The organism is Brevibacterium sp. CBA3109 (genome assembly GCF_040256645.1).
GTDB lineage: Bacteria > Actinomycetota > Actinomycetes > Actinomycetales > Brevibacteriaceae > Brevibacterium > Brevibacterium koreense.
In genome coordinates this window covers 3,336,065-3,361,463 of record NZ_CP158281.1, presented here as the reverse complement: position 1 = coordinate 3,361,463, position 25,399 = coordinate 3,336,065, and the positions used below count along the sequence as shown (strand labels likewise).

The following is a 25,399-nucleotide window of genomic DNA, read 5'->3' as shown; positions in this document are numbered from 1 at the left end:
AGCAAGGTGCAATGTTGGCAGGACAGCTGGGGTCCTGGCAACGGTCAATGCGCTCAGAAAGGCTGGGTCAGCAGCCCAGCGATGACCTGGTCCAGCCGCAGGGAATAGCCGACGATGAGGAGGAGACCCGTCGCGATCCACGCGATCTCCTTCGAGGAGTCATAGCCGCTCAGGGGACGATCGGAATAGCGAAGACCGCCGGCCATGACGATGACGAGGTCGGCGATCCACCACAGGCCCAAGCCGCCCAGGGTCACGAGCTTGAGTCCGCCGGTGGCGAAACGGCCCGTGTAGAAGCGGTCGGCACCGAGGAATCCCAGCGTCAGTGACAGGACCCAGGTGACGAAGAAGGAGCGATTGGCGTGTTCCTGCGCGGACCCGTTCACAGAGTCCGGCCGTTGACAGGAGTCGCTGGAAGGCCGGTCGGGGGCCAGAGACGACACGGGCACGGTCTTCTCCTTCTCATGCTTTGCCGCTCTCCGTGATGCGGTGGGCGTACCGCGAAGAGCCGGGGGACGGGCGTCAGGTGGGGGACCTGAGTACAGCCTAGGAAACCCATGGGTGTGTGCGCATTGGGGTTTTCCTCAGTGTCGGCATAGCGTGGGGTTCATGAGTACTGGTGAGCCGAGCGCGACGAGTACTCGGCGAACCACCGCGGCAGTGTTCTTGGCCGGAGTCTCTGTCTTCCTCGTGCTCTACGAGACGCAGGGGCTCCTCCCGGCCATCCGTGGTGCCTATGACATCGATGCCCCCACAGCGAGTCTGACGGTCTCCGCCACCAACGTCGCCATGGCGGTCTTCCTCATTCCGTTCTCCATGCTGGCCCCGCGCATCGGGCATGCCAGGCAGATCGCCGGCGGCGTAGTCCTGGCCGCGCTCCTCGCACTCCTTCTGCCCTTTATGCCGAGCCCCGAACTGCTCATCGTCGTGCGCTTCCTTCAGGGTGTGGCGATCGCTGCCGTACCTGCCACCGCGATGGCCTATCTTTCGCTGCGACTGCCGGCGGCGGCGCTGCCCGGCGCGATCGGCGTCTACATCGCCGGCAATACGATCGGTGGGCTCTCGTCCCGGCTGCTGACCGGTCTTGCCGCTGAGATCCTGGGTTGGCACGGCGGCCTGGCGTTCACAGCGGCAGTCTCGCTGGTCTTCGGAGTCATCGTCGTCTGGCTGCTCCGCCACGATCTGTTCACCACCACGCGGGCGATCGCTGCACGGGAAGCCTCGGCGACCGCGGCGGAACCGTCGACGGCTAAGCAGTCTTCGGCGGTCGAGTCGGACACCTCGGCGGTCGCGGACTCGGTCCAGCCGCCTCGGCGCGCGATCATTCCGCTGGGATCGGGGCTGTGGCGAATCTACCTCACTGGCTTCCTGTGCATGATCGTCTTCGGTGGGTCCTTCACGATGCTCGGCACCCGGCTGCAGCACGATCCCTGGGGTCTGAGCGAAGGTGCGGTCGCCCTGTTCTTCCTCATCTACCTGGTCGGCACCCTCGTCACCACGTATTACGGGCGCTTGGCCACGAAGTTCTCGCGCACCTCGCTGACGCTGATAGGGATGGTCATGGCGCTTGTCGGCGCCGGGCTCACGCTCGTGAACTCTCTGCCCGTGATCATCATCGGCATGTCCCTGCTCACCGGCGGCTTCTTCCTCGGTCACACAGGTGCATCCGCATCAGCCAGCGCCTCACGGCCCGGTGTCGACTCCACCCGGTCAGCGGCCATCTACCTCACCGTCTACTATCTGGGCACCAGCCTGGGAGCCTGGCTGTCGGCGGTTCTGTTCACCGATTTCGCGTGGCCGGGTGTGGTCGTCATGTGCATGACCTCATTGCTCGCCGTTCTGATCTTGACCCTGAGCGGGGCTTCGATAGGGTTCAAGAAACGCAGCTGATCATTCGTTCAGCTTAAGAACCGGAGGACTTCATGCCCCACGCAGCACATTCGAACGTCACCTATACGATCGATCGGGGCGTCGCCCACGTGGAGATCGATCGCGCTGAGAAGCTCAATTCACTGACCAGAGAGGTATTCGAAGACCTCGTCGAGGTCGGCCGTGCGCTCAAGGAATCGACTGAGGTCAGGGCCGTCGTGCTCTCCGGTCGCGGGCGTGCTTTCAGTGCCGGGCTGGACTTCACCGAAATGTCCCGGCTCGCAGATGAGGGCACGGCAACCGCTTCCGCCGCCGAGGCGGGGGTGGGGAATGCATCACCGACCGGCAGCGCCGTCGACGTCAGTGAGCGCCTCGGATCCGCTCGGGCGCTGGCCCAGAAGGCCGTGCATGTGTGGTCCCTGATCGAGGTGCCCGTCATCGCCGGACTCAGAGGCCCGGCTCTCGGCGGCGGGATGCAGATCGCGTTGGGCACCGACATTCGCATCGCCGGCCCCGACGTCCAACTCTCGCTGATGGAGATCAAATGGGGGATCATTCCGGACATGTGCGGGACTCAGCTTCTGCCGCGCCTGGTCGGGCCCGGAATGGCGAAGAAGCTCATCGCCACAGGTGAGGCCATCGGAGCCGAGGAGGCGCTGCGGATCGGTCTCGTCGAAGAACTGGCCGAGGACCCGGTCGCGCGGGCACTCGAACTTGCCGCCGACATCGCGGGGAAATCACGCTCGGCACTTGTCTGGGCGAAGAAGCTCGTCGACCTCTCCTATGAAGCCGACTTGGCCACTGGCCTCGATGCGGAGCAGGAGGCGCTGGCCTCGCTCATCGGCACCGATGAGCAGCGCGCGGTCGTCACAGAACGGCTGGCGCGCATGGCCAAGAGGTCGAAGGGCTGAGGCGAGCGAATCGGCTGTGGCGGCCGGCCGTGGTTCAGCCGTGTTTGCCGGGGAACTCCGGGCGGACGGGGTCGATGGTCCGGTCAGATCCTACCGCCTCGGCGACGGTGTCGAACGTATCGAGTTCGCGCAGCAGCACGAGTGTCGGGCGCATCAACTTGAGACGCTCCTCGGTCTCGGCGGTCAGAATCTCGCTCACCGACATCCATTCACTCGCATGCGCCTCGGTGGTCTGATGTTGAGCTGACTCAACGTCACCGGCCGAGAGCGCGTAGAAGTAGGTGTCGAATCGTTTCGGCCGCCCAGCCGGGGTCACCCAGTTCGCCCACGGCTTCAGTCCCGCCGGGTCAAGCACGGCACCTGTCTCCTCTTCGACCTCACGCACAGCGGCGGCGAGCAGGATGCGCCAACCGTCGGTCACCTCGGCGATGGTGGAGTCCTTCCACGCCGCCTGATGGGTCTGCGGGTCGGGGACCTCGATTGATGTCCCGGTCTGCTCATCGATGGGATCGACGCGACCGCCGGGGAAGACGACTACGCCGGCGGCAAAGTCCATCGTCGACACCCGGTGCTGGACGAAGACCTCGAGCCCGGTGCTGCCATCACGGATCATGAGCACGCTGACGGCGGGTCTGACCGGCACGGCCGTCGGGTCGGGGACATCGGGTCCGCGGCTGGAGGAATCGGCGAGGTCCGAACGGTCGGACCCCTCGGGGGAGATATCTCGAATCACTGTCAGCACCTTCGCTTATGTGTCTGGTCGTCACCTCTCATTATGACGCTGACTGCTGCGTCGGGCGGAGGTGGGGTGGGTGCCCGGCGGGGCCAGAACGGGCGTGGTCGGGTCGCGAATGACCTCCGTCACTGTCTGCCGGGGCGACCATCTGAGGATTCATGCGGCAGGATACGATGGTGCCGGAGGAGAACGACGGTGAACTTCTCAAGTCAGCTTGAGAGCTGAATCTTGAGAATCGGCGCACGCGCCGGTCGTCGACAGCCCGCAGACCGGAAGAGTGCGGAAATGAGCGGATTGGAGAGCTATCCTTTCTTCACGATCGACCAGGCGTGGCCCAACTGGCTGATTTTCACACTCCTGGCGATCGACATGATCATCCGCATCGTCGCGCTGGGCTGGATTCCGCACAACCGCAGACCCTCGGTCGCACTCGGCTGGCTGCTCGCGATCTTCCTCATCCCCTATGTCGGAATCCTCGCGTTCCTGCTGCTCGGCTCCTCCAAGCTCCCGAAGCGGCGGCGGGACAAACAGGTGCTCGTCAACGACGTCTTCCGGGACCAGACCGATGATCAGGCGATCATCGGCGACTCGGCCCACATGCCGGAACCACTGAGGACGGCAGCGCAGCTGAACTACGATCTGGGCGCACTGCCGATGACGCACGGCAACTCCTTCGAACTCCACACCGACAACCACGCATGCATGGAGGCGATGGCCGACCAGATCGACGCGGCCACGAGGTTCGTCCACTTCGAGTTCTACATCGTCGCCATCGATGACACGACGAGGCGGCTCCTCGAATCGCTGTTGGCGGCGCACGCGCGTGGGGTGGAGGTCCGAATCCTCATCGATCATCTGGGCTCGCTGGGATATCCGGGCTACTCGGAGCTGGTCAAGAGGCTCAACTCCTCGGGAGTGGCGTGGCGCCGGGCCCTGCCGATCCGCCCCTGGAAGGGCGAGTACCAGCGACCTGATCTGCGCAATCACCGGAAGATCCTCGTCGTAGATGGAGTCCTTGCCTTCACCGGATCACAGAACATCATCGACCGGTCGTATAACAAGCGGCGCAACCGGAGGAAGGGCTTCCAATGGAAGGATCTGTCGCTGAAGTGCACCGGCCCAGTCGTCGATGAACTCGATGCAGTCTTCGTCACGGACTGGTATTCGGAGACGGGCGAGCTCTTCGACGAACCCTCACGGAGAGAACCCCAGGCACCGCAGAACGGTGGTATCCAGGCGCAGGTGGTGCCGTCGGGGCCAGGGTTCGAGGATGAGAACAACCTGCGCTTGTTCAACCACCTCATCTACAATGCGAACCGCAGCGTCGTCGTCTGCTCACCGTACTTCGTGCCCGACGAATCGCTCATGCACGCGCTCACGACTGAGGCCCGGTCCGGAGTCGACGTGCGCCTGTATGTGGGAGAGACGAGCGACCATTGGGTCACGCAGCGGGCCCAACAGTCCTACTACGCCGATCTGGTGCGAGCCGGTGTCCGAATCTTCTTGTACCACGCCCCGACCGTCCTGCATTCGAAGTTCCTCCTCATCGATGATGAAGTGTCGATCATCGGGTCGTCGAACATGGATGAGCGATCGTTTGCGATGAACATGGAGGTCACCATGTTCATCGTCGATAAGGAGTTCACCCAGCGGATGTACGACCTCGAAGCGCAGCGCTACGCCCCGAACTCCGTCGAGCTCGACGCCGAACGTTGGAACGATCGGCCGCTGCTGCACAAATATGTGGAGAACGTCGCCAGACTCACGAGCTCACTGCTCTAGGCTCACGAGCTCACTGCTCTAGTCACGTTGCTGAGGGCTCGTGGCGTACTGCGCCGGACATGACAACGCTCCCGCACATTGGATCAGCGTGCGGGAGCGTTGTCACCTGCTGCTCGCGATCGCGGTTCAGCCGCCGTGGGTAACAACCCTCGAGCGGTGCAGGTGAGAGCCTCAGATGTGAGAGCCTCAGGCGTCTTCAGTGAGTCCGGCAGGGCCTTCATCGTCGATGTCGCGCATGGGGTCAGCGATGACATCGTCCTTGGCCTCCGCGGCGCCCGTGGGCTTGCTGCCTGCAGTGCCAGTGGACTTGCTGTCCGTGGCGTCTGCACCAGCTCCGGTGGCTCCTGTGCCTGTCGCACCTGTCCCCGCCGCGGAGTTGACCTTGTCGGCTGCCGTCTGGACGGCATCGGCGACGGCCGGGGACTTGTCGCGGATCGACTGGTTGGCCTTCTCAACGGTGTCCTGCACTCGCGGGTCGGTCCAGAGATCCTGTGCCTGGGCCTTAAGCTTCTCGTAGCTCTGACGTCCGGTGCGTGATCCGAGTACGTAACCGACTCCCAGACCAGCCAGGAGAATCAATCGCTTCTTCATTTTCCTGCTCTCCTTCTCAGCTTGCCGTGACTGCATGCAACACGTGTGAGTGCACAGACCGACGATGATCGACGGTCGTGCGCATCGGCACTGTGTCCTGGTTCACCACCATATACTGCAGATGGTTCCTCAGTGAAAGAATACAGTCTCAGGTTTGGGGAGAAGAGACAGTTCTTCGGTGATCAGCCCACTGTGGGCTGCTGCTGGGTGATGCAGTGGATTCCGCCGCCCCGGGCATAGAGTTCGCGAGCATCGACGCCGACGACCTTGCGTCCCGGGTACACCTTCTCGAGCACGGAGACCGCCTCGGCATCCATCGGATCGTCGAAGGTGCAGGCGATGACCCCGTCGTTGGTCACGAGGTGGTTGACGTAGGAGTAGTCGACCCACCCCTCATCATCGCGCAGTGCTTCGGGGGCGGGGATCGTCACGACGTCGAAGGGCTGCCCCTCGGCTGTGGTCTCGGTGGTGAACTGAGTCTTGAGCGCCTGACTGAATTCAAAGTCCGGGTGCTCGGGATTGCGCTGATCGTGGATGAGGATGACGCCCGGGCTGGGCATGGCCGCGACGATGTCGACGTGGCCGCGGGTGCCGAAGGTCTGATTGTCGCGGTGGAGGCCGTGCTCGAGCCAGATGACTTTCTTCGCCCCGACCGTGCGGGCGAATTCGGCTTCCACGTCGGCCTCGGTCAGGTCGGGGTTACGGCCCGGATCCAACTGCACGCTGCGCGTGGCCAGAACGGTGCCCTGCCCGTCGACGTGGATGCCGCCGCCTTCATTGCGCAGCTGGGAATCGATGATGGGGACTCCTGCCTGGTTCGCGACGAAGCGGCCGATGTGCTGATCATGATCCCATGTCGCCCACTCCTGGGCGCCCCAGCCGTTGAACACCCAGTCCACTGCGTGCAGTGCACCGTTGTCGTCAACTACGAAGCTCGGGCCGATGTCGCGCATCCAGGCATCGTCGAGTTCGGCATTGACCACAGTGATCGGATGGTTGATGCCCTCGCCGAGGTGGCGGCGGGCATTGTCGGTCTGCGACGTCGAGACGACAACAGTCACCGGGGTGAACTCGCTGGTGGCACGCGCCACCGCGGCCCAAGTGCGGCGAGCCGCCTCGGCCTCTTCCTCGGTATCGCCCAAGGCATAGCCGGAGGACGGGAACGCCATCCAGATGCGGTCATGGGCGGCTGTTTCCGCGGGCATATGAAACGTCATCGTTCATCCCTTCGTGTCTGAGCGACTGTTGAGCCTCGTCGTCTGTTGAGCTCTGCAGCTCCGTGAAGCTTCCCCGCTGCTGCAGGCGGCAGTTGGCTTGTCCCGAGTGTAGCGAGGTTCGGCTCCTGGGGGTCAACGGATTCCGCACCTACCCGGACGGGGTGGGAGGAGTCCGTATAGTCTGGCGTGGAAGACACAACGCTTGGGTATCAGGGCTCGAACGCGCCATGGGAGGCAGCACGTGGAACAGCAAGATCTGCAGGAATTGTTCGGTCGGTCTGGGACCGGTCCGTTGGCGGGAGTGGTCGTCGCTGACTTCTCACGTGTGTTGGCGGGGCCCTACGCGACGATGATGCTTGCCGACCTCGGCGCCACGGTCATCAAGGTCGAGGGAAGGACCGGCGACGATACACGGCACTGGGCGCCACCTCGGCGAGGCGATGATGCGACGTATTTCCTCACGGCGAACCGAAACAAGCACTCCGTGGTCCTCGATTTCAAAGACGGGGGGGAGCTGGCCCTGGCGCAGGAGCTGGCTAGGCGGGCCGACATCCTCGTGGAGAACTTCAAGGCCGGTGGACTGGCAAAGTACGGGCTCGACTATGACACCGTCAAGATTCAGAATCCGGGCGTCATCTACGCCTCGGTGACCGGGTTCGGGCGTGACAACCCGCAACCCGGCTACGATCTGCTGATCCAGGGACTGTCCGGCTTCATGAGCGTCACAGGGTCGCAGGAGTCGGGTCCGGTGAAGGCTGGCGTGGCGGTCGTTGACGTGTTCACCGGTCTGCACACCACGGTCGGAATCCTCGCGGCACTGGCCCACCGCAAGGACACCGGCGAGGGGCAGCTGGTGGAGACGAACCTCCTGTCCTCGGCACTGTCTGGGCTGGCGAACCAGACCTCGGCATATGTGGCCGGGGGTGTCGTCCCGCAGGCAATGGGCAACGCCCACCCGAGCCTGTACCCCTACCAGCCGATGCCCACGGCCGAGGGGCAGATCATCATCGCTGTCGGCAACGACAACCAGTTCCGTTCACTGGCAGCGGTGCTGGGCCATCCCGAGTGGGCTGAGGATGCACGCTTCGCGAACTTCTCCGACCGCAACGAGAACCGTGGCGAACTCGAACCGGAACTCATTGCCGCGCTGAGTGAGAAGACGAACCAGGAATGGTTCGACATCCTGACTGCTGCCGGTCTGCCGTGTGCTCCGATCAACACGATCGCCCAGGGTGTCGACCTGGCGACCTCGCTGGGTCTTGAGCCCGTCGCCGAGGCGGGGGCCGGGGATCGGGTGATCCCAACGGTGGCCAATCCGATCCGCTTGTCCGAGACTCCGCCGAGCTACGATCTCGCTCCGCCACAGCTGGGGGACAGCACCGAGGTGGTCAAGGACTGGTTGCGCAGCCAGCGCTGAGGGCAGTCATTTCACCGTCACTACCGGGGTCATGCTCAGAGTCATACCCAGTGTTGCTGCACGGAAGTTCTGCCAGACGTTCTGCCGGACGTTCGGCAGGCGTTCTGTCGGACGTTCTGCCGGAAGTTCTGGCAGGTTGGGTTCGTGAAACACCAGGGCTGCTCGGGCTGAACTTCCGGATTCACTGACGTACCCTGGAGTCTGTATGAATGCACCCTAGTCACTGGGGAGATCCTGAGCAGTCCACTTCTGGTCACGGCGGATTTCGCAAAGTGGCGCACCAGACTCCAGGACTGAGATGGATACAGACAAGACTGAGACGAAGTCCGCCAGACGGTCGGTCGTCAAGCGCGCGCTGATGGTTGTGGCCATGCTGCTGACAGCCTTTCATCTGCTCGCAAGCTTCCTCTGGATCGCTCCGTCGTCGACGGCGCGAGAGGTGATCCCCGGGGACCTTCTCTCCGAGTACATGATTCCGCTGTGGGGTCAGTCGTGGAGTGTATTCGCTCCCGAGCCGATCAACGGCGACTACTACTTCGATGTCCGCGCGGTCGTGAAGACTGCCGAGGGCGGTGAAGAGGTCACGGATTGGGTGCGCGCCACGGATGTTGAACTCGATCATTCGACCTACAAGCTCTTCCCTCCTCGCTCCGCCGGTCTGGGCGTCGGGGTCGCCTCCGACATCAAGGGATCGTGGGAGGACCTGCCCAACGACCAGAAGGCGATCGTCAAGCTCGACTACTTCAAGGGTGATGACTCTGTCGACCGGCTGACGACGAAGCTGGGGGACTACGAAGATCCCGACGGTGCTGTCGACGGATACCTGGAGAGCGAACATCTGGCCACGGCCTATGCGACACAGGTGGCCAGAGCGATCTGGGGTGAGGACGTCCAGCGCGTCCAGTACCAGGCAGCCCGACAGAATGTAGTGCCGTTTGCACAGCGCAACAACGACGATGCGAAACGGCCGAACATTCAGCCGGTGCCGGTCGGCTGGCGAGCACTGGTGGCCGAACCGCACCAGTCCGATGTGGAGTTCGCCGAGTACTTCTGTGCCTCCGACAAAGTGAGGTGTGCAGATGAGCAGTGACAAGAACACCCGGGTCAAGGGTGAAGAGATCGGCGTGCAGGAGTCGAAGTCCGGGGCGACCTCCTATTCGGCAGTGGATCCGAACGAGCGCATTCCAGTCGCTTCCCGCGTCCTGGGGAGCATCTCGCGCGGCTGGGACTGGCTTGAGGAGATGCTCACCGGTCGCTATCACGCAACGTACGGTCTCGCGGTGACCCGTATCCTCATCGGCCTGACCGGACTCGGCCTGCTGCTGACGAACTTCAGCGCCCGGCACTATGCCTTCGGCGTGGGCAGCGCCTGGAACGGGGAGATCGCTGACCCCAAGAGCGACTTCCCGAACATCTGGCTGTTCTCTCTCTTCCACCGTGCGGTGACCAACCCGCCGTTGTTCACCGCCATGATCATCGGTCTGGCCATTCTCGCCGTCGTCATCATCCTCGGATGGCGGACTCGCATCGTTCTGCCGTTCTATCTGGTCCTGTGGGTGAGCTTCATCGAGCTCAACGACAGTGCTGGCGATCAGGGCGACAATGCGTATCGCATGTTCATGATCGCGATGCTCTTCGCCGACACCACCAGGCGGTGGTCCTTGGATGCCAAGCGCAAGAGACAGCAGAACCCGGAGTTCCCGGAAACCGACGGAGGCAGCTATCGCTGGGCCCTCATCATGGCCAACAACTTAGCGATCGTCGTGCTGGCCTTCCAAGTCTGTGCGATCTACATGTCGGGCGGTCTGTACAAGGCCGGCGGTGCCGCTTGGCAGCACGGATTCGCGGTGTACAACCCGCTGCACACTCAACAGTTCGGAACCTGGCCGGTGCTCTCGGACCTGCTGACCGCCTGGGGTCCGATGGTCGTGGCCATCTCCTGGGGCTCGGTCCTGTTCCAGTGTGCGTTCCCGTTCATGCTGTTCAACCGGTATACGCGAATTGTGGGCTTGTTGGGCATCCTCTCCTTCCACCTGGGAATCGCCCTGCTGATGGGACTGCCCTGGTTCTCGCTGACGATGATTGCCGTCGATGCCATCTTCATCCGCGATCGCAGCTTCGAAAAGCTCCACAAGCTGGTGAGTCGCTGGTGGAAATGGACCTCCGAAGGGATGGAACGTGCGAAGGCGAATGCCTCGCGCTAGTCGCCTGCGCGCCGCACGAGCCGTTGTTTCCTGAGCTCGCAGGGAAAGGGCCCCATCGAAGTTTCAGAGCTCCGCTTTAAAGCAGTGCTCTGAAACTTCGATGGAGCCCGTACCGTTTGAGGCGGACTATCGCTTCGGGCGCAGCTCCAGGCCTTTGGACTCCGGATCCTCGGGCAGACCGATGACGATGTCATCGCCGTCGACCACGTCGCCGGACAGCAGAGCGCGGGCCAGTTTGTCTCCGATCTCGCGCTGGACCAGCCTGCGCAGGGGGCGGGCGCCGAACGCAGGATCGTAGCCCTCGAGCGCGAGCCAATCCTCGGCGGCATCCGTGACCTCGAGCGTGATTCGCCGTTCGGTCAGGCGAGACGCCAGACGCTGGATCTGCAGGTCGACGATGGAGGACAGCTCCTCCGTGCTCAGTGCGTCGAAGAGCACGATGTCGTCAAGACGGTTGAGGAACTCGGGCTTGAACGTCGAATGCACGACGCCCAACACAGCATCCTTCTGCTCCTCGACACTCAGAGACTGATCGACGAGGAACTGCGAACCCAGGTTCGAGGTCAGAATCAGAATCGTGTTCCGGAAGTCGACTGTGCGCCCCTGACCATCGGTGAGACGACCATCGTCGAGAACCTGCAGCAGGATGTCGAAGACACTCGGGTGTGCCTTCTCCACCTCGTCGAGGAGGACGACGGAGTAGGGGCGACGGCGCACAGCCTCGGTGAGCTGGCCGCCCTCGTCGTAGCCGACGTAGCCCGGAGGGGCGCCGACGAGACGTGAGACGGTGTGCTTTTCGCCATACTCGCTCATATCAATGCGGATCAGGGCCTTCTCATCGTCGAAGAGGAAGTCCGCGAGGGACTTCGCGAGCTCGGTCTTGCCCACGCCGGTGGGGCCGAGGAACAGGAACGAGCCCGTCGGACGGTCCGGGTCGGCGATGCCGGCACGTGAACGACGGATCGCATCGGACACCGTGGCCACGGCGCTCTTCTGGCCGATGAGACGCTTGCCCAGCACATCCTCGGCGCCCAGCAGCTTCTCGATCTCGCCCTGCATCAGACGTCCCGCCGGGATGCCCGTCCAGGACGAGACGACCTCGGCGATGTCATTGCTCGAGACACGATCACTGACCATCGGGTCGGTCTCGGTCTCGGCGTTGGCTTCCTCCGCCTCGGCGAGGTCGATCTCCTTCTGCACGGCAGGGATCTCCCCGTAGAGCAGACGCGAGGCCGTTTCCAGATCCGTGTCGCGCTGAGCCTTGTCAGCCTGAGAGCGCAGCTCGTCGAGCTTCTCCTTGAGCTCGCCGACCCGGTTGAGACCAGCCCTCTGGGATTCCCAGGTGGCCTCGAGGGCGTGCAGCTCCTCCTCCCGATCGGCAAGATCGGCACGCAGGGCGCCGAGGCGCTCCTTCGAGGCTGTGTCCGTTTCCTTGGACAGGGCCATGTCCTCCATTTTCAGCCGATCCACCGCACGCCGAAGCTCATCGATCTCGACGGGTGCCGAGTCGATCTCCATGCGCAGACGGGACGCGGCTTCGTCGACGAGGTCGATGGCCTTGTCCGGCAGCTGACGGCCGGTGATGTAGCGATTGGACATGGTGGCCGCGGCGACGAGTGCTCCGTCGTTGATCGAGACCTTGTGGTGGGCCTCGTAGCGTTCCTTGAGCCCACGCAGGATCGCGACCGTGTCCTCGACGCTGGGTTCGCCCACGTAGACCTGCTGGAACCTGCGTTCCAGGGCCGGATCCTTCTCGATGTTCTCGCGATACTCGTCGAGTGTGGTCGCGCCGACGAGGCGCAGTTCACCGCGGGCGAGCATCGGCTTGAGCATATTGCCCGCGTCCATGGCGGAGTCTCCGGTGGCGCCGGCGCCGACGACGGTATGGAGCTCATCGATGAAGGTGATGACCTGGCCATCGGCGTTCTTGATCTCCTCGAGGACGGCCTTGAACCTCTCCTCGAATTCGCCCCGGTACTTCGCCCCGGCCACCATTGCGGACAGGTCCAGGCTGATCAGCGTCTTGTCGCGCAGGGACTCAGGCACGTCACCGGCCACGATCCGCTGGGCCAAGCCTTCGACCACGGCGGTCTTGCCGACGCCGGGGTCGCCGATGAGGACGGGGTTGTTCTTCGTCCGTCGCGAGAGGACCTGGATGACCCGCCGGATCTCCTTGTCACGACCGATGACCGGGTCGAGTTTGCCCTCACGCGCGGTGGCTGTGAGGTCGAGGCCGTACTTCTCCAGCGACTGCATCGTGTCCTCGGGGTTCTCCGAGGTGACCTTCTTTCCCCCGCGCAGTTCGGGCAGCGCAGCCAGCAGAGCGTCGCGGCCGGCGCCGGCGCGGCGCAGCGCCTCACCGGCTCCGTCCTGACCCGCGGCGGCCGCGAGCAGCAGGTGCTCCGTGGACACGAACTGATCGCCGAGGCTGGTCATCTCCTCCTGCGCGAGGTTCATCATCTCGAGTCCGGAACGCGACAGCCCCGGCTGGGACACGGTCTGACCGCTGACGGTGGGGAAGCCATCGATGGTCGAGCGGACCGAATCCAGAACGGACTTCGGGTCGGCGCCGACCTTTGTCACCAGGTTTGAGGCCAGTGAGTCCGGCTGCTCCAGCAGAGCCGCGACCAGGTGGGCGGGCTCGATCTGATTGTTTCGCCGAGCCACGACGTCATTCATCGCGGACTGAACCGTCTCGCGTGATTTGGTTGTCAACTGTGCGTCCATGCGCATCTCCTTCACAAGTGTTCTTCGCAACTGTTCCGTGTACAGGAATTGATCTCGAAGAGTTCAACACCGATAAAGTTGAGTCTATTCCACTCAACTTTGAAAAGCGAGAGAACCCGAGCCGTTCGGCGCGCACATCACCACGGTGAAGCCCGGCATGTGTCATTACGGGGAAGCCCGGCAGGCGTCAGCTCAGGAGTACACGCGTCACCTCAGGAGTACACGCGTCACCTCAGCAGCACGGATTGGAGGTCGAAGCGGCGCAGCACCCTGTCGGCGATCTCCGGGTCGGTGCCGCGTTCGCGCCGGGCCTTGAGCACTTCCGTGCGGGCGGACTGCAGTGCCTTGGTCTGCACCTTCACCATCGCCTCGCGGTGCTCCCTCAGCGTTGCGGCCTGCTCCGAACTGACCTGGTCGTCCGAGGTTCCCAGCAGCTGCGAGTAGAGGACCTTGAAGCGTGCGCGCAGAGGCTCGGCCACCTCCTCGGGCAGGCTGTCGTCGTTCTTGATCTGGTCGATCGCGGCCTTGTACGCACGACGCGCGATCTCCGCCGAATCCTCACGCTCCTTCTGCGCCTCGTCGTCGATGCGAAGGACGGTGACGATGGTGGGGAAGGTGAGGCCGGCCAGGACCAGAGTCACCAGTAGGATCACGGCGGCCGCGACGAGGATCGAGGAGCGGCCGGGGAACGGCTCTCCGGTCGCGGTGGTTGCAGGAATCGACAACGCCAGAGCAATGGTGGCCAATCCGCGCATCCCGCCCCAGGTCATCAGCATGGCATCCCTGACATTCAGCGGTGCTGCGTCCGGGTCCTCGTCCTTCCGCCTGGTCTCGAGCACCGTCCCGATGAGCAGCCAGCCGAACCTCACCGCGATGATGACGCCGGCGATGGCGAGCCCCACGAGCACGGCTTCTCCGAGCCCGGCCTGTTCGGTTTCGACGACCATGCGCAGGTCTAGGCCGATGAGCCCGAAGGCGATGCCGGTGATGAGCATCTCGAGGACCTGCCACGTCGAGGCCTGGGTGACGCGTTCGGCTGAATTGCCCTCGACATCGCGCCGGCGCACCTCGAGTGCGGCCACGACGACGGCGATGACTCCGCTGGCGTGGAAATGTTCGGCGATGAGGTAGACGCCGAAGGGCAGCATCAGCATCAGCGAGGAGCGGGCGATCGTATGATCGATCTTCTCCATCACCGACCACACGATGAATACCACGACGAGGCCGATGGTGATGGCGATGACCGCGGAGATGAGGAAGGACAGGGCCAGCTGCCCGAAGTCCACCTCGGTGCCGGACATGGCCGCCGCCATCGCGGTCTGGAAGATCACGAGGGACGCGGCATCGTTGAACAGCCCCTCGCTTTGCAGCGTGGACATGATCCGCCGAGGTATCGACACGGTTCCTGCGACCGCATCGACGGCGACGGGGTCTGGTGGGGCGAGCATTGCTCCCAGCGCCACCGCAGCGGCGATGGTGATCCCGGGGATGAGGAGGACCGCGGTTCCGGCCACGGCCGCCACCGTGACGCCGACGAGCGCGACCGCCATGCCCAGGATCGTGCGCCAGCGGATGGCGAAGAGAGCCCAGGAGGTCTTCTGGGCGGCCGCGAACAGGAGGGGCGGCAGGAACAGGGGCAGGATGAGTTCGGGGTCGATGGTGATCTGCGCGAATGTGGGGATGAATGCGCCGGCGATGCCGATGACCACCATGAGTGCAGGCCAGGGGAGGCGCAGCTTCTGGCCGAGGCCCACGACCACGCTGGTCGCGGCACCGAATCCGATGATCATCAGCAGGGTGGTCATGGCCGTCTCCTCGGTATGGTTGGCATGTGCTGCGCGCTCGAACAATGGCATCGATGTCAGTCAGCATCGTCTCCACGAGGGGCGCCAGGTCAGGACCTCGAAGGAAATCGATGCCAGGTTTCCGCGCCGGACCAACGATATTTTGGCAGAATACTGTTATGTCTGACTCAATTGTATTGTCTGTGGCCGACGACGCAGTCGCGATGATTTCGATCAATGAACCGGAGACTCGCAATGCGCTGTCGCGTTCGGTGATGAATGAGCTCATCGGCACCCTCGCCGAGGTGGGGCAGCGCACCGATGTCCGTGCAGTGATCCTGGCCACCGCAGGACATGTCTTCAGTTCCGGCCATGATCTCACGGAGATCCGTGGGGCCGAGCTGGAATCGCAGCAGGAGACCTTCGCGCTCTGCTCTGAACTCATGCAGCTGATTCAGTCGATCCCGCAGCCGGTCATTGCACAGGTCCAAGGTGTGGCGACCGCAGCCGGCTGCCAGCTTGTCGCCAGCTGCGACCTGGCGGTGGCGGCGCACTCGGCTCGCTTCGCCACACCGGGGGTGAAGATCGGTCTGTTCTGCTCCACGCCCATGGTGGCGCTGACTCGGGCGGTGCCGGCGAAGACTGCGATGCGGATGCTGCTGACCGGAGACTTCCTCAGCGCTGGAGATGCGCTGACGTTCGGATTGGTCTCCGATGTGGTTGCCGATGACAAGCTGGAGGCCTCGACCGTCGAGCTGGCGCGGAAGGTCGCGTCAGCCTCGTCGGCTACAGTGGCAGTAGGCAAAGCAGCGTTCTACGAACAGCGTGATCTGCCCCTGGCGGACGCCTATGCGCACATGTCGGAGGTGATGGCGCGCAATGCCGTCGCGCCTGACGCGCAGGAGGGCATCGACGCATTTCTGCACAGAAGAGAACCTGCGTGGCAGCATCGGGACTGACAGTGTGATTTCCTATGACTGTGTACTCGTTCGGATGAACCGGATGAGACGCTGCAGACGATGATGGAGGATCAGACGTGGCGGTAATCGTGACCGGAGCCAGCGGCTTCATCGGTGGCGCCATCGCCCGTGCCCTGACAAGCAGAGATGAGACCGTCTACGCCTTGGGGCGACGCGATCCGGAGATCCCGGGTGTGAATTTCCAGGCCTGGGACCTCACAGAGCCCGCCTCCGAAGCAGTGAAGTCCCTGGCGTCGAAGACCTCAGCGGTCTTTCACTGTGCAGGCATCTCTGAGGTCAGCGCCGACGATGATGAGCTGTACTCGGTCAAGGTCACCGGGACCCGGAACGTGCTCGACGCATTCGCGAAGGCGCGCATCGTGCACATCTCCTCCACGACGGTCTACTCCCCGAACAAGCCTCACGCGGACCTGTGGGAAGAAGCCGGCCCCAAGGACCCCAACGACTTCCATGACGCCTATTCGAAAACACATGCTCTGGCAGAGCAGCTCGTGACGCGGATCCGCCCCGACGCGGCCATCCTTCGGCCAGCCGCGGTCTACGGCCCCGGCGAGACCATGCTGATGCCGCACCTGAGCCGAGTGGCAAGGAAGGGAGTCCTGCGACTTCCCGGCCGCGGCAGGCAGAAGATCACCCTGACCCACATCGACAACCTGGTGCGAGCGGCGATCGCCTGCGTCGACGTGCCTTCGGCCTCGGGCCCGTTCAACATCGGCGATCCGACTCCCTACAAACTCAAGGATGCGGTCTCCACTCACTTCGCCCGTATGGAGTACGAACCTGTCGTCATCGAAGCGATCGCGAAGGACAAGGCGCTGTTCACCGCGAAGTTGGGGTTGAAGATTAAGACGTTCTTCCATCGGGGCAATCGGGCGGAGCTGTTCTTCGTCGAGTACCTGCAGCACGATCGCACGTACAATCTCACTCGTCAGCAGCGAGTGCTCGGAATCTCCACGACACAGTTCCTCTTGCCGTCACGGTTCCAGTAGCCGCCCTCGGTCAATAGCCGATCGCAGTGGCCTCGCAGTCATCATCGGTTGAGACCGTGCCGGCCTGCGATGATCCGTGACACCACACTTCGTGGAAGTGCCCGTTTGAGCAGGAACGGCAGCGGCGACCTGCTGCCCACAGCATAGAATTCGCGGGGTCTGGCTGTATCGATGGCCTTGACGATGACTGCGGCGACGGTCTCGGGCGAGATTCCCCGCCGCTCATTGTCGTCGAGGTGGCCCAGCATTGTGGTCACATCGTCGGTGTAGACGGAGCCGGGGGCGAGATATTTCGTCCGCCGGTTGCCGATTCCGGTGGCGATGGACCCTGGTTCGACGACGCTGACCCACACCCCGAACGGTGAGAGCTCTTGGCGCGCGGCCGTGGCGAATCCGCGCAGGGCGGCCTTGGACGCGACATAGGAGCTGCGATGTGCCAGGGGGAAGCTTGCGAGCATGGAACCGACCATGATGATCCGGCCGTGACGCCGCTTGCGCATGCCGGGCAGGGCGAGTTGGCTCAGTCGCACCGGCCCGATGACATTCGTCCGAAACAGGCGGTTGATGGCCTCGGGCGGAAGCTCTTCGAAAGGGCCGGACTGGCTCTCGCCGGCGTTGTTGACGAGAACGTCGACCTCGGCGAGCTCGTTCCCGAGGGCCTCGACGCTGTCGGGATCGGCGAGGTCCAGGCGAAGATAACGCACGCCGGGGACCCGCTGGGACTTCCCGACCCGTTCCGGGTCTCGACTCGTCGTCAGGACCGTGTAGCCTCTGTCTGCCAGCATCCTGACCAGTGCGGCACCGATGCCGGAGGAGCCGCCTGTGACGAGCACAGTGAGATCCGTATCAGCCATGGTCAGCGCCCCGCTCGATCCACTTCAGCCCCCTCGTCCTCGGATGCGGTCCGGCCGGCTCCCGAGCTTCTCGCCACCGATCGTCCGGCGCGCATTCCGGAGAAGATGCACCCACCCAGGAAGGTTCCTTCCAGCGCGTTGTAGCCGTGCATTCCTCCACCGCCGAAGCCCGTGACCTCACCAGCGGCGTAGAGTCCGGGGATCGGTGTGCCGCTCGCCCCGATGACCTGAGCATCGAGGTTCGTCTCCAACCCGCCCAGCGTCTTGCGGGAGAGCAGACTCAGGCGCACCGCGATGAGCGGTCCGTGGGCCGGGTCGAGGATCTTGTGCGGTTTCTGCACCCGCACGATCTTGTCGCCGAGGTAGTTCCTGGCGTTGTGGATCGCCTGCACCTGCGCATCCTTGGAGAATGTGTGGTCCATCTGCCGATCACGTTCGACGATCTGGTCGACGAGGTGGTCATGATCGATGACGGGCCCCCGGGAGCGTTCGTTCATCCCGGTGACCAGGTCTTCGGTGGTGTCGGCGACGACGAAGTCGGGACCGAATCGCTTGAATGCTTCGACCGGGCCGGGCGCATCGGAGGACCGAACACGGTCGAGTGTCACACGCCAATCCTTCTTCGTGATGTCGGGGTTCTGCTCCGAACCCGATAGCGCGAACTCCTTGCGGATGATCGACTCGTTGAGTACGAACCAGGAGTAGTCGTGACCGGTCGACAGAATGGTCTTCATGGTCCGGTTGGTGTCGAACCCGGGATAGTTCGGCGCGGGGAAGCGATTGCCTTCGGCGTCGAACCACAGTGACGAGGGTCCCGGAATGATGCGGATCCCGTGGTTCGGCCAGACTGGATTCCAGTTCTCGATGCCCTCCGTATAGGCCCAGATACGGTCCCGATTGATCAGGCTCGCACCCGCGTCCTCAGCAATGGAGAGCATGCGACCGTCGACATGGGCGGGAACTCCGGCAAGCATCGTCTGCGGGAATTCGCCGAGGCGCTCAGCCGGCCAGTACTGGCGCATCAGTTCGAAATTGTGCCCGATGCCGCCGCTGGTGACGATGACCGCAGGGGCACGGAGTTCGAAGTCTCCGAGCTCCTCGCGGTTCGATGCGATCCCTCTGCCGGTGTGGCTGGGGGCCAACGTCCGTCCGCGAACCCCGACGACCGACGCACCATCGCTGTTGCCGCCGTCCTCGACAACGAGCTCATCGACACGATGCCGGAAACCCATCGTCACGAGGCCTGCGGATTCCGCCTGCTCCACCGGTTCGCGAAAGACCCGGACCACTTCAGGGCCGGTGCCCCAGGTGAGGTGGAATCTCGGCACGGAGTTCCCATGTTCGGAAGACCCGGACCCGCCTCTTTCCGCCCAGCCGACGATCGGCGTCAGGCGCAACCCCAGATCATGCAGGTAGCGGCGCTTATCTCCGGCGGCGAACTCAAGATATGCCTCGGCCCACTGCCGGGGCCAATGATCCTCGTCCCGGTCGAAGCCAGCCGAGGTGGCCCAATCCTGGCGCGCCAGGTCGAGAGAATCGTGGACACCGAGCCGGCGCTGCTCGGGAGAGTCGACAAGGAATAGCCCACCGAGGGACCAATTGGCCTGACCTCCTAGGTTCGCACGATTCTCCTGGTCGAGAATGAGTACTCTCTTCCCGGCGAGACTGAGTTCATGGGCGGCGACGAGTCCCGCCAGGCCGGCCCCGACGACGATTGCGTCGTAATCCTCGGTCCCGTCGGGGGCAAGAGCTTTCTCGGAGGTGAGGGCCTCGTCAGAATTGAGAGCCTCGTCAGGGGCGGCGGTCGGAGAGGTGGTTCCCATGGGCGACTCGTTCGTCGATGTGTGGGTGGGACCTGGTGCTGCGAATTCTTGGGGCCGTGCGACCTGGTGCTGCGAATTCTTGGGGCCGTGCGACCCGTGCATACTCAGACTACTGTCCGCCGCGTCCCCCCGGGATGCCATCGGCCTATTTCAGTTGGCCACGCCGCAGTTCAAAACCGTTCGATCCCAGACAACGACCGTCACAGGGAACTGACGTCCACACAGCGGCCATCAATGTGGACTCGCGTTCGATGGTGGCAGGAATATCGAACGCGAGTCCACATTCACGGCGGGTAGGCGGTCCGGGTAGGTGGTCCGGGTAGGCGGTCCGGTCAGGCAGCCAACGCGTGCGGGTGAACTCAGACGCACTTGGCGAGCTCGAACGGGCCGCGACTTAGCCGTTCAGCGTCGAATCAAGCCAGTCAGCGGCGGCAGTGAAGGAGTCGTCCGTCGTCGTCGGGTCGAGGGGCGCCGTGGTCTTTGATGCACTGGGATAGCTGCCGAGGAACCTCAGGCTTCGGGTCACTCGGTGGACTCCCTGCAGAGCATCAGCCATTCTCGCCTCGTGCACATGGCCCAGCAGGTCGATCGAGAACTGATAGAGCCCGAGCCCGTCACCGGTGGGCCGAGATTCGATGCGTGACATGTTCACACCACGAGTGGCGAACTGCTCGAGCATATCCAGCAGCGCACCGGCGCGGTCGGAGCGCAGTGAGGCCACGACTGTTGTCTTATCGGATCCCGTCGGCGCGGGAATGGCACCGGGACGAGTGACGACGACGAAGCGGGTCTCGGCGTCCTGGCGTTCTCCGATGTCATCGGCGAGGACCTCGAGGCCATAGCGCTCGGCTGCCAGCGCGGGGCACACGGCTGCCACGTGGTCGGCGGCGTCGTTGGCCAGGTCCCGTGCGGCTGCGGCCGTCGAGGAGGTCGGGAGGTAGACGGCATCGGGGAAGTTCGCGGACATGAACGTGCGCACCTGTGCCTCCCCGTGCGGGTGGGAACCGAATGAGGTCAGCGTGCTCGGGTCCGTTCCCGGCTTCACCGCCAGGACGAAGCGCACGGGCACGACCACCTCGGCGACGATCTGGAGCTGACCGTGATCGGTCAGGGCGTCGATGGTGGCGGGAACACCGCCCTCGATGGAGTTCTCAATCGGGACGACCGCCGCCAGACAGTCGCCGTCGAGGACGGAGTCCAGGGCCGCGGCTGCGTTGCGCATCGGCTGGGTTGAAGCACGCGAGCGCAAGCCGTGGGAGTCCAGATACTGCAGAAGTGCTGCCTCGGTGAATGTGGCTTCAGGGCCCAAGTAGGCGTAGCGATCGGCGCTCACTTCGACGACTCCTTCTGGGCGCGCAGCCTCTTGTCGCGCAGCTTCTTTGCATGGAGGCGGCGCGTGACAATGGCACGCGCGACGTCGCGGTACTGGGCCGCGCGGTGCATCTGTGCCTTGAGATTCTTGCCCGTGACACGATGGTGCAGCTCGCATTCGACCTCTTCGACACGCAGCCCGGCATTGACGACGTCGATCGTCATGGCCGTCTCGACACCCCAGCCGGCGGCGAAGGGCAGCGCTGCGTCGAAGGCCTCACGGCTCAGGCAGCGCATTCCCGACAGGGGCTGGGTCGCTTCGAATCCGCTGAGTTCGGCGATGCCCTTCTTCGCGAGTCCGACGACGAAACCGAATCCGCCGCCCTTGCGTTTCTGCGCGGGCAGGACCGCAATCGTCATATCGGCCTCCCCGGCGAGGACAGGTGCGGCGAGCGGGGCCGTGTTGAGTGCTGAATCCTCCAGGTCGCCGTCGATGAAGAGGAGGGCGCGATGGTCCGGGACCTGGTCGGGATCCGCATCGGAGATCTCACGATTGCGGATCGCGAACGCGCCGGTCATCATGGCCGCAGCCTTGCCCTTGTTCTTGCGGTGGGTGACCACCTCGGCGCCGGCCCTGCGAGCTAGGGCGCCGGTGTCATCGGAGGAACCGTCATCGACGACCATGATGATGTCGACACCGGGAATCTGCTTGGTGCTTCTCACAGTCGCAGCGATCCGATCGGCTTCGTTCATCGCGGGGATGACCGCAGCGATCGCGCGCGGAGCAGTCGCGGGGGAGGCATCAGGGTGTGCGGGATTCGACTGTTCGGGCATGGAAACTCTTCTCCTGTCCGCCGTCACCACCGGCGAAGTCGCATTGTGACTCGCCGGTGGCCGTGGCGACGGAACTCAGTGGATGGTCAGCTGGCGAGCAATGATGCCCGAGCGTGCACGGCGTGCTTCGGTGGTCAGAGACTCGCCGGAGTTCAGAGCCGCGTCAAGGCGCTTGCCGAACTCGGCGATGGGCTCTTCGATGTCATCGACCTGCGTGCCGAACTCGAGTTCCCAGACGGGCACGACGATGCCGTGCGCGCGGAAGTATCCCAGGAATGTTCCCGGACCGCCGAGGTCGTTGAGGCCCTCGACCTGCAGGCTCGCGAGAGCGTCGACGATCGAATCCTCGCCCTCGGGACGAGCCCAGCGAACGTAGGTGCGGCCGGACATCTCGGTCCAGTAGGCGGACTTCACCGAGGCGATCTTCTCCGTGGGAGAGATGGAGTCGTTGGCCTGTTCGAGGGCTGCTGCGACGTCGGAGTCGGTCTCGGCTTCCGGCAGCTTCCAGTTTTCGAAGGTCTCGAGCACGCGGATGTCGAACGGGTGGTCGGTGTCGAGGATGTCCTGGAGACGCGGTCCCTGACCGGGTTCGGTGGTTGCCTCGATCGTGGTCCCAGGCGCAGCCTCGACCGCGGCGAGGATGCCGTGAGCGACATCGCGGGAGGCATCGGTGGAGGACACCGGGACCTGCATGCCGGCCAGGATCTCGCCGTCCTCACGGTGCCAGGCCTGCCATGCGGCGGGCAGCAGAGAGGTGACGGTGATCTCCTGACCACCGAACTCCTCCTTCAGCTTCGCTGAGGCGGTCGCCGCCGGCACCAGCTCCCGCAGGCAGATGAGGTCCGCCTCGAACGGCAGGCCCTCGAACGGACGCGCAACGAAGGCCGTGGCCTGTGCACGTGCCAAACGCTTGGCAATGAGATCTTCCTTGGAACGCTTCGACTTCTTACCCATGGAAAACAAGTCTAGTCGGTCTGGCGACTGAGGACGCATCCCGTTCGCCGAGGCGAATCAGCGTTGCAAAGCGACCGGGATGAAGTAGCGGGTGGTGTTCGACTCATCCATCGTCACCTGCAGTTTGTCACCCCGGTTCGGGAAGGCCGATCTCTCGGGATTCTGCGGCGTGAGTCCCAGGTTCTCCAAGCGGATGATCCCGTGCCGACCGACCTCGTCGGCGGCGAGGACATAGGAATGATTGAGCTCGCGGATGGTGACCTCCATCGACGGGACCTCAGCTGTGGCCTCGACGTTCGTGACCGTCCGGGGCGGTGAGGCGTTCCCCATTCCCAGATAGGCACCGACATCGTCGGCGATATAACCGGCAACCACATCGGCCTGGGCCAGAAGCCCGGAGAGGACGACGGAGAGCCGCTCCTGCTGGGCATCTGATTTCAATGCCTGACCGGGTTTGAACAGATGTTCCTCGGCGAGCACGCACCACGCATCCTGCATGACTGTGCGCAGCTGCAGTTCAACGAGCACCGACGGCTCGGCGTCGAAGGGAACTTCGATGATGAGATGGCGCCCACGGTAACCGGAGGGTTTGGGCTGGGCGGAATAGTCCCGCACCTCGGCGACGGAGAGATTCGATTCGTCATTGCTGTCGGTGAGGAGGTCCCACAGTGCAGTCTGCTCACGCTCGGTGCGGCATACAGCACGGGCACCGACGACATCGATGACCTGGTTCTCGACCTCGACGGCCTCATGGATCTCGTCATTGGCATCGGCGAGCTTCCGACGCAGCTTCTCCCCGGCCCGAAGCCGGTCTTTGATGCGTCCGCTGCCGACGGTGACTCTCTCGCCCGACAACAGCGCGGAACCCGAGCACGCGGCCTCGACCCAATCGTTGACCGTCTCCAGGGCGGCCCTCCACGTCGACTCGCGCCTCTCGTAGGCTTCGTCGACCAGTTCGCGGACTGTTGCTGACATCCTCGTCACCTTCCTAGCTCCTGTTTCAACTTCACCAGAAGACGAGGTGGATGTCCATGCTTTCCTCACGAAGCTTTCCTCGCGAATGATGCGCGCTCTCCTCGGGGAGGCAGCTCAGGATTCAGCCAACGGAGGGAAGGTACCCGTATTCGTAGCCGCGAGCCAGCGCATCCCGGCGATTGCGGACGCCGAGGTGCGCGTAGAGGTTCGACGGTTTGTTCTTGACCGTACCTTCGGCGAAGTGGGCGTCGTCGACATGGGGATCGTCAACGGAGCCAGGGTCGTTCGCGAAGACCGGAGCGATGGCACCGCTGGAACTGCACTGGATCGACTGATCGCGCAGGGAATTGGGAACCAGCACCACAGGGATGAGACTGGCAGTCAGCCTGCAGTACTCGAGGGCGTCGAGAAACGCGGAATCCGACTCGACCAGTTCTCCGCTGCCCAACAGGCTGGCGGCCTCAAACGTCCGTGCAGTGGCCTTGGCATGCAGATCGAGTGACTTCTGAGACAGAACTCTGTTCGCCGGCTGCGCCGCGGTCCTATGTTCCCCGATGCTCAGATGGAGCTGGGCTCTGGCTGTGAGGTCGCCGACGAACATGGTGGTGATCCCACATTCGAGGTGGAATCGTGCTTCGCAGAGCCGGCTGGGAGCTGACTGGAAGCGTCGGCTGTCGCTGATGAGCTCCTGGGCAGGTCGGGCCACCTGAAGCTCCTGGCCCGACTGGCCCAGAGATCTGTCATTGCGCTCCAGTCTCCGGCATCCGCGACCTGCAGGAGAACCTCGTCGAAGCCCCCGGTGTGTTAGACGGCCGGGGCCTTCAGCCACTCGGCTGCTATCGCACCCAGCGCGCGTCGGGACAGTGATTTGCTGTGTCGATCTTCGGCGTCGTAGAGCCGTCGCAAGATCGTCAGATGGGCAAGCCTCAGTTCGGGGCTGTCCGGCGCCTGGCATCTGATCTGAGTCCGAACGTCTGCGGAAGGGAGATCCGAGTAGTGGTCGGCATCGACTGTCGAGAGGTCACGTCCCATTGAGTCGGCGCCCTGCAGAACGGCCTGGCCTGCCAGGAGGTGGCCAGACGTCCGCCGGAACAGACTCTTCCACACGGGGACGGGCAGCTCGGGTGCGAAGTCGGCGAGGCGAGTCGCGAAAGAGTGGGCTGTCGTCGCGCGCTCGCCGGGAAAGACGCCGGTATCGGGCAAGGAGGGCGTCGGAGGGACGGGAACACCCTGGTCAGTGCAATCATGCATAGTGGGGACGTTTGGATGCGGGGATGCGGGGAATGCGATATGGGACTAAGGGGATAAGGGGACTATCTGCCACGGAGTAATGTATCTGCGCTCTGTGAGCGAATCCTGGCAGCCAATGTGACGGCTATGTGATTTTCACCCAGCCCGTGGTCAACGATGACTGTGTGACTTTTCGGGGAGTGAGCAGGGG

The 25,399-nt window shown here is 63.8% G+C and carries 22 protein-coding genes; 8 read left to right on the top strand and 14 right to left on the bottom strand.

The genetic code is table 11. From position 1 onward, the window contains the following. Positions 1 to 53: 53 nt before the first annotated feature. Entirely contained in the window at positions 54 to 449 is a 396-nt protein-coding gene (locus AAFP32_RS15345) for a TM2 domain-containing protein (RefSeq protein ID WP_350269860.1), read from the bottom strand. A gap of 160 nt (positions 450 to 609) precedes the next feature. Between AAFP32_RS15345 and AAFP32_RS15340 the strand changes: the two genes are divergently transcribed. Together AAFP32_RS15340 and AAFP32_RS15335 are read left to right on the top strand one after the other, a co-directional pair. Continuing rightward, entirely contained in the window at positions 610 to 1,890 is a 1,281-nt protein-coding gene (locus AAFP32_RS15340) for an MFS transporter (RefSeq protein WP_350269859.1), read from the top strand. A 32-nt stretch (positions 1,891 to 1,922) separates the two neighbouring features. Further along, positions 1,923 to 2,780 carry an enoyl-CoA hydratase-related protein gene (locus tag AAFP32_RS15335; RefSeq protein WP_350269858.1) on the top strand — a complete coding sequence of 286 codons (858 nt, stop codon included), beginning with the start codon at positions 1,923 to 1,925 and terminating at the stop codon, positions 2,778 to 2,780. A gap of 34 nt (positions 2,781 to 2,814) precedes the next feature. Here AAFP32_RS15335 and AAFP32_RS15330 read toward each other — a convergent pair whose 3' ends face one another. Continuing rightward, complete coding sequence (locus AAFP32_RS15330) at positions 2,815 to 3,513, bottom strand: NUDIX hydrolase (protein WP_350269857.1); 699 nt, start codon at positions 3,511 to 3,513, stop codon at positions 2,815 to 2,817. Positions 3,514 to 3,801: 288 nt separating this feature from the next. On the opposite strand from AAFP32_RS15330, the gene cls reads away from it, so the two are divergent. Then, positions 3,802 to 5,298, top strand: a complete 1,497-nt coding sequence (gene cls, locus AAFP32_RS15325) for a cardiolipin synthase (protein WP_350269856.1) — start codon at positions 3,802 to 3,804, stop codon at positions 5,296 to 5,298. A gap of 186 nt (positions 5,299 to 5,484) precedes the next feature. On the opposite strand, the gene AAFP32_RS15320 is transcribed toward cls, so the two are convergent. Both AAFP32_RS15320 and AAFP32_RS15315 read right to left on the bottom strand, forming a co-directional pair. Continuing rightward, positions 5,485 to 5,889 carry a hypothetical protein gene (locus AAFP32_RS15320; protein ID WP_101620590.1) on the bottom strand — a complete coding sequence of 135 codons (405 nt, stop codon included), beginning with the start codon at positions 5,887 to 5,889 and terminating at the stop codon, positions 5,485 to 5,487. Between the two features lie 182 nt (positions 5,890 to 6,071). Then, a complete protein-coding gene (locus AAFP32_RS15315; RefSeq protein WP_350269855.1) occupies positions 6,072 to 7,094 on the bottom strand; it encodes an agmatine deiminase family protein in 1,023 nt (340 codons plus the stop codon). A gap of 253 nt (positions 7,095 to 7,347) precedes the next feature. Here AAFP32_RS15315 and AAFP32_RS15310 point away from each other — a divergent pair, with 253 nt between their 5' ends. The 3 genes from AAFP32_RS15310 (at position 7,348) to AAFP32_RS15300 (ending at position 10,727) form a co-directional block, all read left to right on the top strand. Continuing rightward, positions 7,348 to 8,523 (top strand): CoA transferase, encoded by a 1,176-nt coding sequence (locus AAFP32_RS15310; RefSeq protein ID WP_350269854.1) that lies wholly within the window; start codon positions 7,348 to 7,350, stop codon positions 8,521 to 8,523. A gap of 298 nt (positions 8,524 to 8,821) precedes the next feature. After that, positions 8,822 to 9,613 carry a DUF5819 family protein gene (locus tag AAFP32_RS15305; RefSeq protein ID WP_101620593.1) on the top strand — a complete coding sequence of 264 codons (792 nt, stop codon included), beginning with the start codon at positions 8,822 to 8,824 and terminating at the stop codon, positions 9,611 to 9,613. Continuing rightward, positions 9,603 to 10,727, top strand: a complete 1,125-nt coding sequence (locus tag AAFP32_RS15300) for an HTTM domain-containing protein (RefSeq protein WP_350269853.1) — start codon at positions 9,603 to 9,605, stop codon at positions 10,725 to 10,727. The genes AAFP32_RS15305 and AAFP32_RS15300 overlap by 11 nt, the downstream gene beginning before the upstream one ends. Before the next feature lie 126 nt (positions 10,728 to 10,853). On the opposite strand, the gene clpB is transcribed toward AAFP32_RS15300, so the two are convergent. Beyond that, positions 10,854 to 13,454: an ATP-dependent chaperone ClpB gene (clpB, locus tag AAFP32_RS15295; protein WP_350269852.1), complete on the bottom strand. Its 2,601-nt coding sequence runs from the start codon at positions 13,452 to 13,454 to the stop codon at positions 10,854 to 10,856. 227 nt (positions 13,455 to 13,681) lie between these two features. Next, entirely contained in the window at positions 13,682 to 15,259 is a 1,578-nt protein-coding gene (locus tag AAFP32_RS15290) for a Na+/H+ antiporter (protein WP_350269851.1), read from the bottom strand. A 158-nt stretch (positions 15,260 to 15,417) separates the two neighbouring features. On the opposite strand from AAFP32_RS15290, the gene AAFP32_RS15285 reads away from it, so the two are divergent. Beyond that, positions 15,418 to 16,197, top strand: a complete 780-nt coding sequence (locus AAFP32_RS15285) for an enoyl-CoA hydratase (RefSeq protein WP_350269850.1) — start codon at positions 15,418 to 15,420, stop codon at positions 16,195 to 16,197. Positions 16,198 to 16,274: 77 nt separating this feature from the next. Then, entirely contained in the window at positions 16,275 to 17,207 is a 933-nt protein-coding gene (locus AAFP32_RS15280) for an NAD(P)-dependent oxidoreductase (protein WP_350269849.1), read from the top strand. A 41-nt stretch (positions 17,208 to 17,248) separates the two neighbouring features. Here the strand turns inward: AAFP32_RS15280 and AAFP32_RS15275 are convergent, their stop codons facing one another. The 8 genes from AAFP32_RS15275 to AAFP32_RS15240 all read right to left on the bottom strand — a co-directional run bounded on the left by AAFP32_RS15275 (position 17,249) and on the right by AAFP32_RS15240 (position 25,209). Next, positions 17,249 to 18,061, bottom strand: coding sequence for an SDR family oxidoreductase (locus AAFP32_RS15275; RefSeq protein WP_350269848.1), 813 nt, complete (start codon positions 18,059 to 18,061; stop codon positions 17,249 to 17,251). A 2-nt stretch (positions 18,062 to 18,063) separates the two neighbouring features. Next, on the bottom strand, positions 18,064 to 19,884 hold the full coding sequence (locus AAFP32_RS15270; RefSeq protein ID WP_350269847.1) for an FAD-binding dehydrogenase: 1,821 nt from the start codon (positions 19,882 to 19,884) through the stop codon (positions 18,064 to 18,066). 394 nt (positions 19,885 to 20,278) lie between these two features. After that, positions 20,279 to 21,217 (bottom strand): prephenate dehydratase, encoded by a 939-nt coding sequence (pheA, locus tag AAFP32_RS15265; RefSeq protein ID WP_101620598.1) that lies wholly within the window; start codon positions 21,215 to 21,217, stop codon positions 20,279 to 20,281. Next, positions 21,214 to 22,029: a glycosyltransferase family 2 protein gene (locus AAFP32_RS15260; protein ID WP_101620599.1), complete on the bottom strand. Its 816-nt coding sequence runs from the start codon at positions 22,027 to 22,029 to the stop codon at positions 21,214 to 21,216. Before AAFP32_RS15260 ends, pheA begins: the two co-directional genes overlap by 4 nt. A 75-nt stretch (positions 22,030 to 22,104) precedes the next feature. Beyond that, positions 22,105 to 22,983, bottom strand: coding sequence for a DUF5926 family protein (locus AAFP32_RS15255; RefSeq protein WP_350269846.1), 879 nt, complete (start codon positions 22,981 to 22,983; stop codon positions 22,105 to 22,107). 57 nt (positions 22,984 to 23,040) lie between these two features. Next, a complete protein-coding gene (locus AAFP32_RS15250; protein WP_350269845.1) occupies positions 23,041 to 23,958 on the bottom strand; it encodes a RelA/SpoT domain-containing protein in 918 nt (305 codons plus the stop codon). Positions 23,959 to 24,079: 121 nt separating this feature from the next. Then, positions 24,080 to 24,664, bottom strand: a complete 585-nt coding sequence (locus tag AAFP32_RS15245) for a hypothetical protein (RefSeq protein WP_350269844.1) — start codon at positions 24,662 to 24,664, stop codon at positions 24,080 to 24,082. Positions 24,665 to 24,762: 98 nt separating this feature from the next. Then, positions 24,763 to 25,209, bottom strand: coding sequence for a hypothetical protein (locus AAFP32_RS15240; RefSeq protein ID WP_350269843.1), 447 nt, complete (start codon positions 25,207 to 25,209; stop codon positions 24,763 to 24,765). Positions 25,210 to 25,399 lie beyond the last annotated feature (190 nt).

Excerpts from the sequence above, each read along its gene's own strand:
- AAFP32_RS15290 (WP_350269851.1), bottom strand. The coding sequence starts at position 15,259 with ATGACCACCCTGCTGATGATCATCGGATTCGGTGCCGCGACCAGCGTG.
- AAFP32_RS15335 (WP_350269858.1), top strand. The coding sequence starts at position 1,923 with ATGCCCCACGCAGCACATTCGAACGTCACCTATACGATCGATCGGGGC.
- AAFP32_RS15255 (WP_350269846.1), bottom strand. The coding sequence starts at position 22,983 with ATGGGTAAGAAGTCGAAGCGTTCCAAGGAAGATCTCATTGCCAAGCGT.
- AAFP32_RS15285 (WP_350269850.1), top strand. The coding sequence starts at position 15,418 with ATGTCTGACTCAATTGTATTGTCTGTGGCCGACGACGCAGTCGCGATG.
- AAFP32_RS15300 (WP_350269853.1), top strand. The coding sequence starts at position 9,603 with ATGAGCAGTGACAAGAACACCCGGGTCAAGGGTGAAGAGATCGGCGTG.
- AAFP32_RS15270 (WP_350269847.1), bottom strand. The coding sequence starts at position 19,884 with ATGGGAACCACCTCTCCGACCGCCGCCCCTGACGAGGCTCTCAATTCT.
- cls (WP_350269856.1), top strand. The coding sequence starts at position 3,802 with ATGAGCGGATTGGAGAGCTATCCTTTCTTCACGATCGACCAGGCGTGG.
- clpB (WP_350269852.1), bottom strand. The coding sequence starts at position 13,454 with ATGGACGCACAGTTGACAACCAAATCACGCGAGACGGTTCAGTCCGCG.
- AAFP32_RS15240 (WP_350269843.1), bottom strand. The coding sequence starts at position 25,209 with ATGCATGATTGCACTGACCAGGGTGTTCCCGTCCCTCCGACGCCCTCC.
- AAFP32_RS15340 (WP_350269859.1), top strand. The coding sequence starts at position 610 with ATGAGTACTGGTGAGCCGAGCGCGACGAGTACTCGGCGAACCACCGCG.
- AAFP32_RS15320 (WP_101620590.1), bottom strand. The coding sequence starts at position 5,889 with ATGAAGAAGCGATTGATTCTCCTGGCTGGTCTGGGAGTCGGTTACGTA.
- AAFP32_RS15315 (WP_350269855.1), bottom strand. The coding sequence starts at position 7,094 with ATGCCCGCGGAAACAGCCGCCCATGACCGCATCTGGATGGCGTTCCCG.
- AAFP32_RS15250 (WP_350269845.1), bottom strand. The coding sequence starts at position 23,958 with ATGTCAGCAACAGTCCGCGAACTGGTCGACGAAGCCTACGAGAGGCGC.
- AAFP32_RS15275 (WP_350269848.1), bottom strand. The coding sequence starts at position 18,061 with ATGGCTGATACGGATCTCACTGTGCTCGTCACAGGCGGCTCCTCCGGC.
- AAFP32_RS15260 (WP_101620599.1), bottom strand. The coding sequence starts at position 22,029 with ATGCCCGAACAGTCGAATCCCGCACACCCTGATGCCTCCCCCGCGACT.
- AAFP32_RS15305 (WP_101620593.1), top strand. The coding sequence starts at position 8,822 with ATGGATACAGACAAGACTGAGACGAAGTCCGCCAGACGGTCGGTCGTC.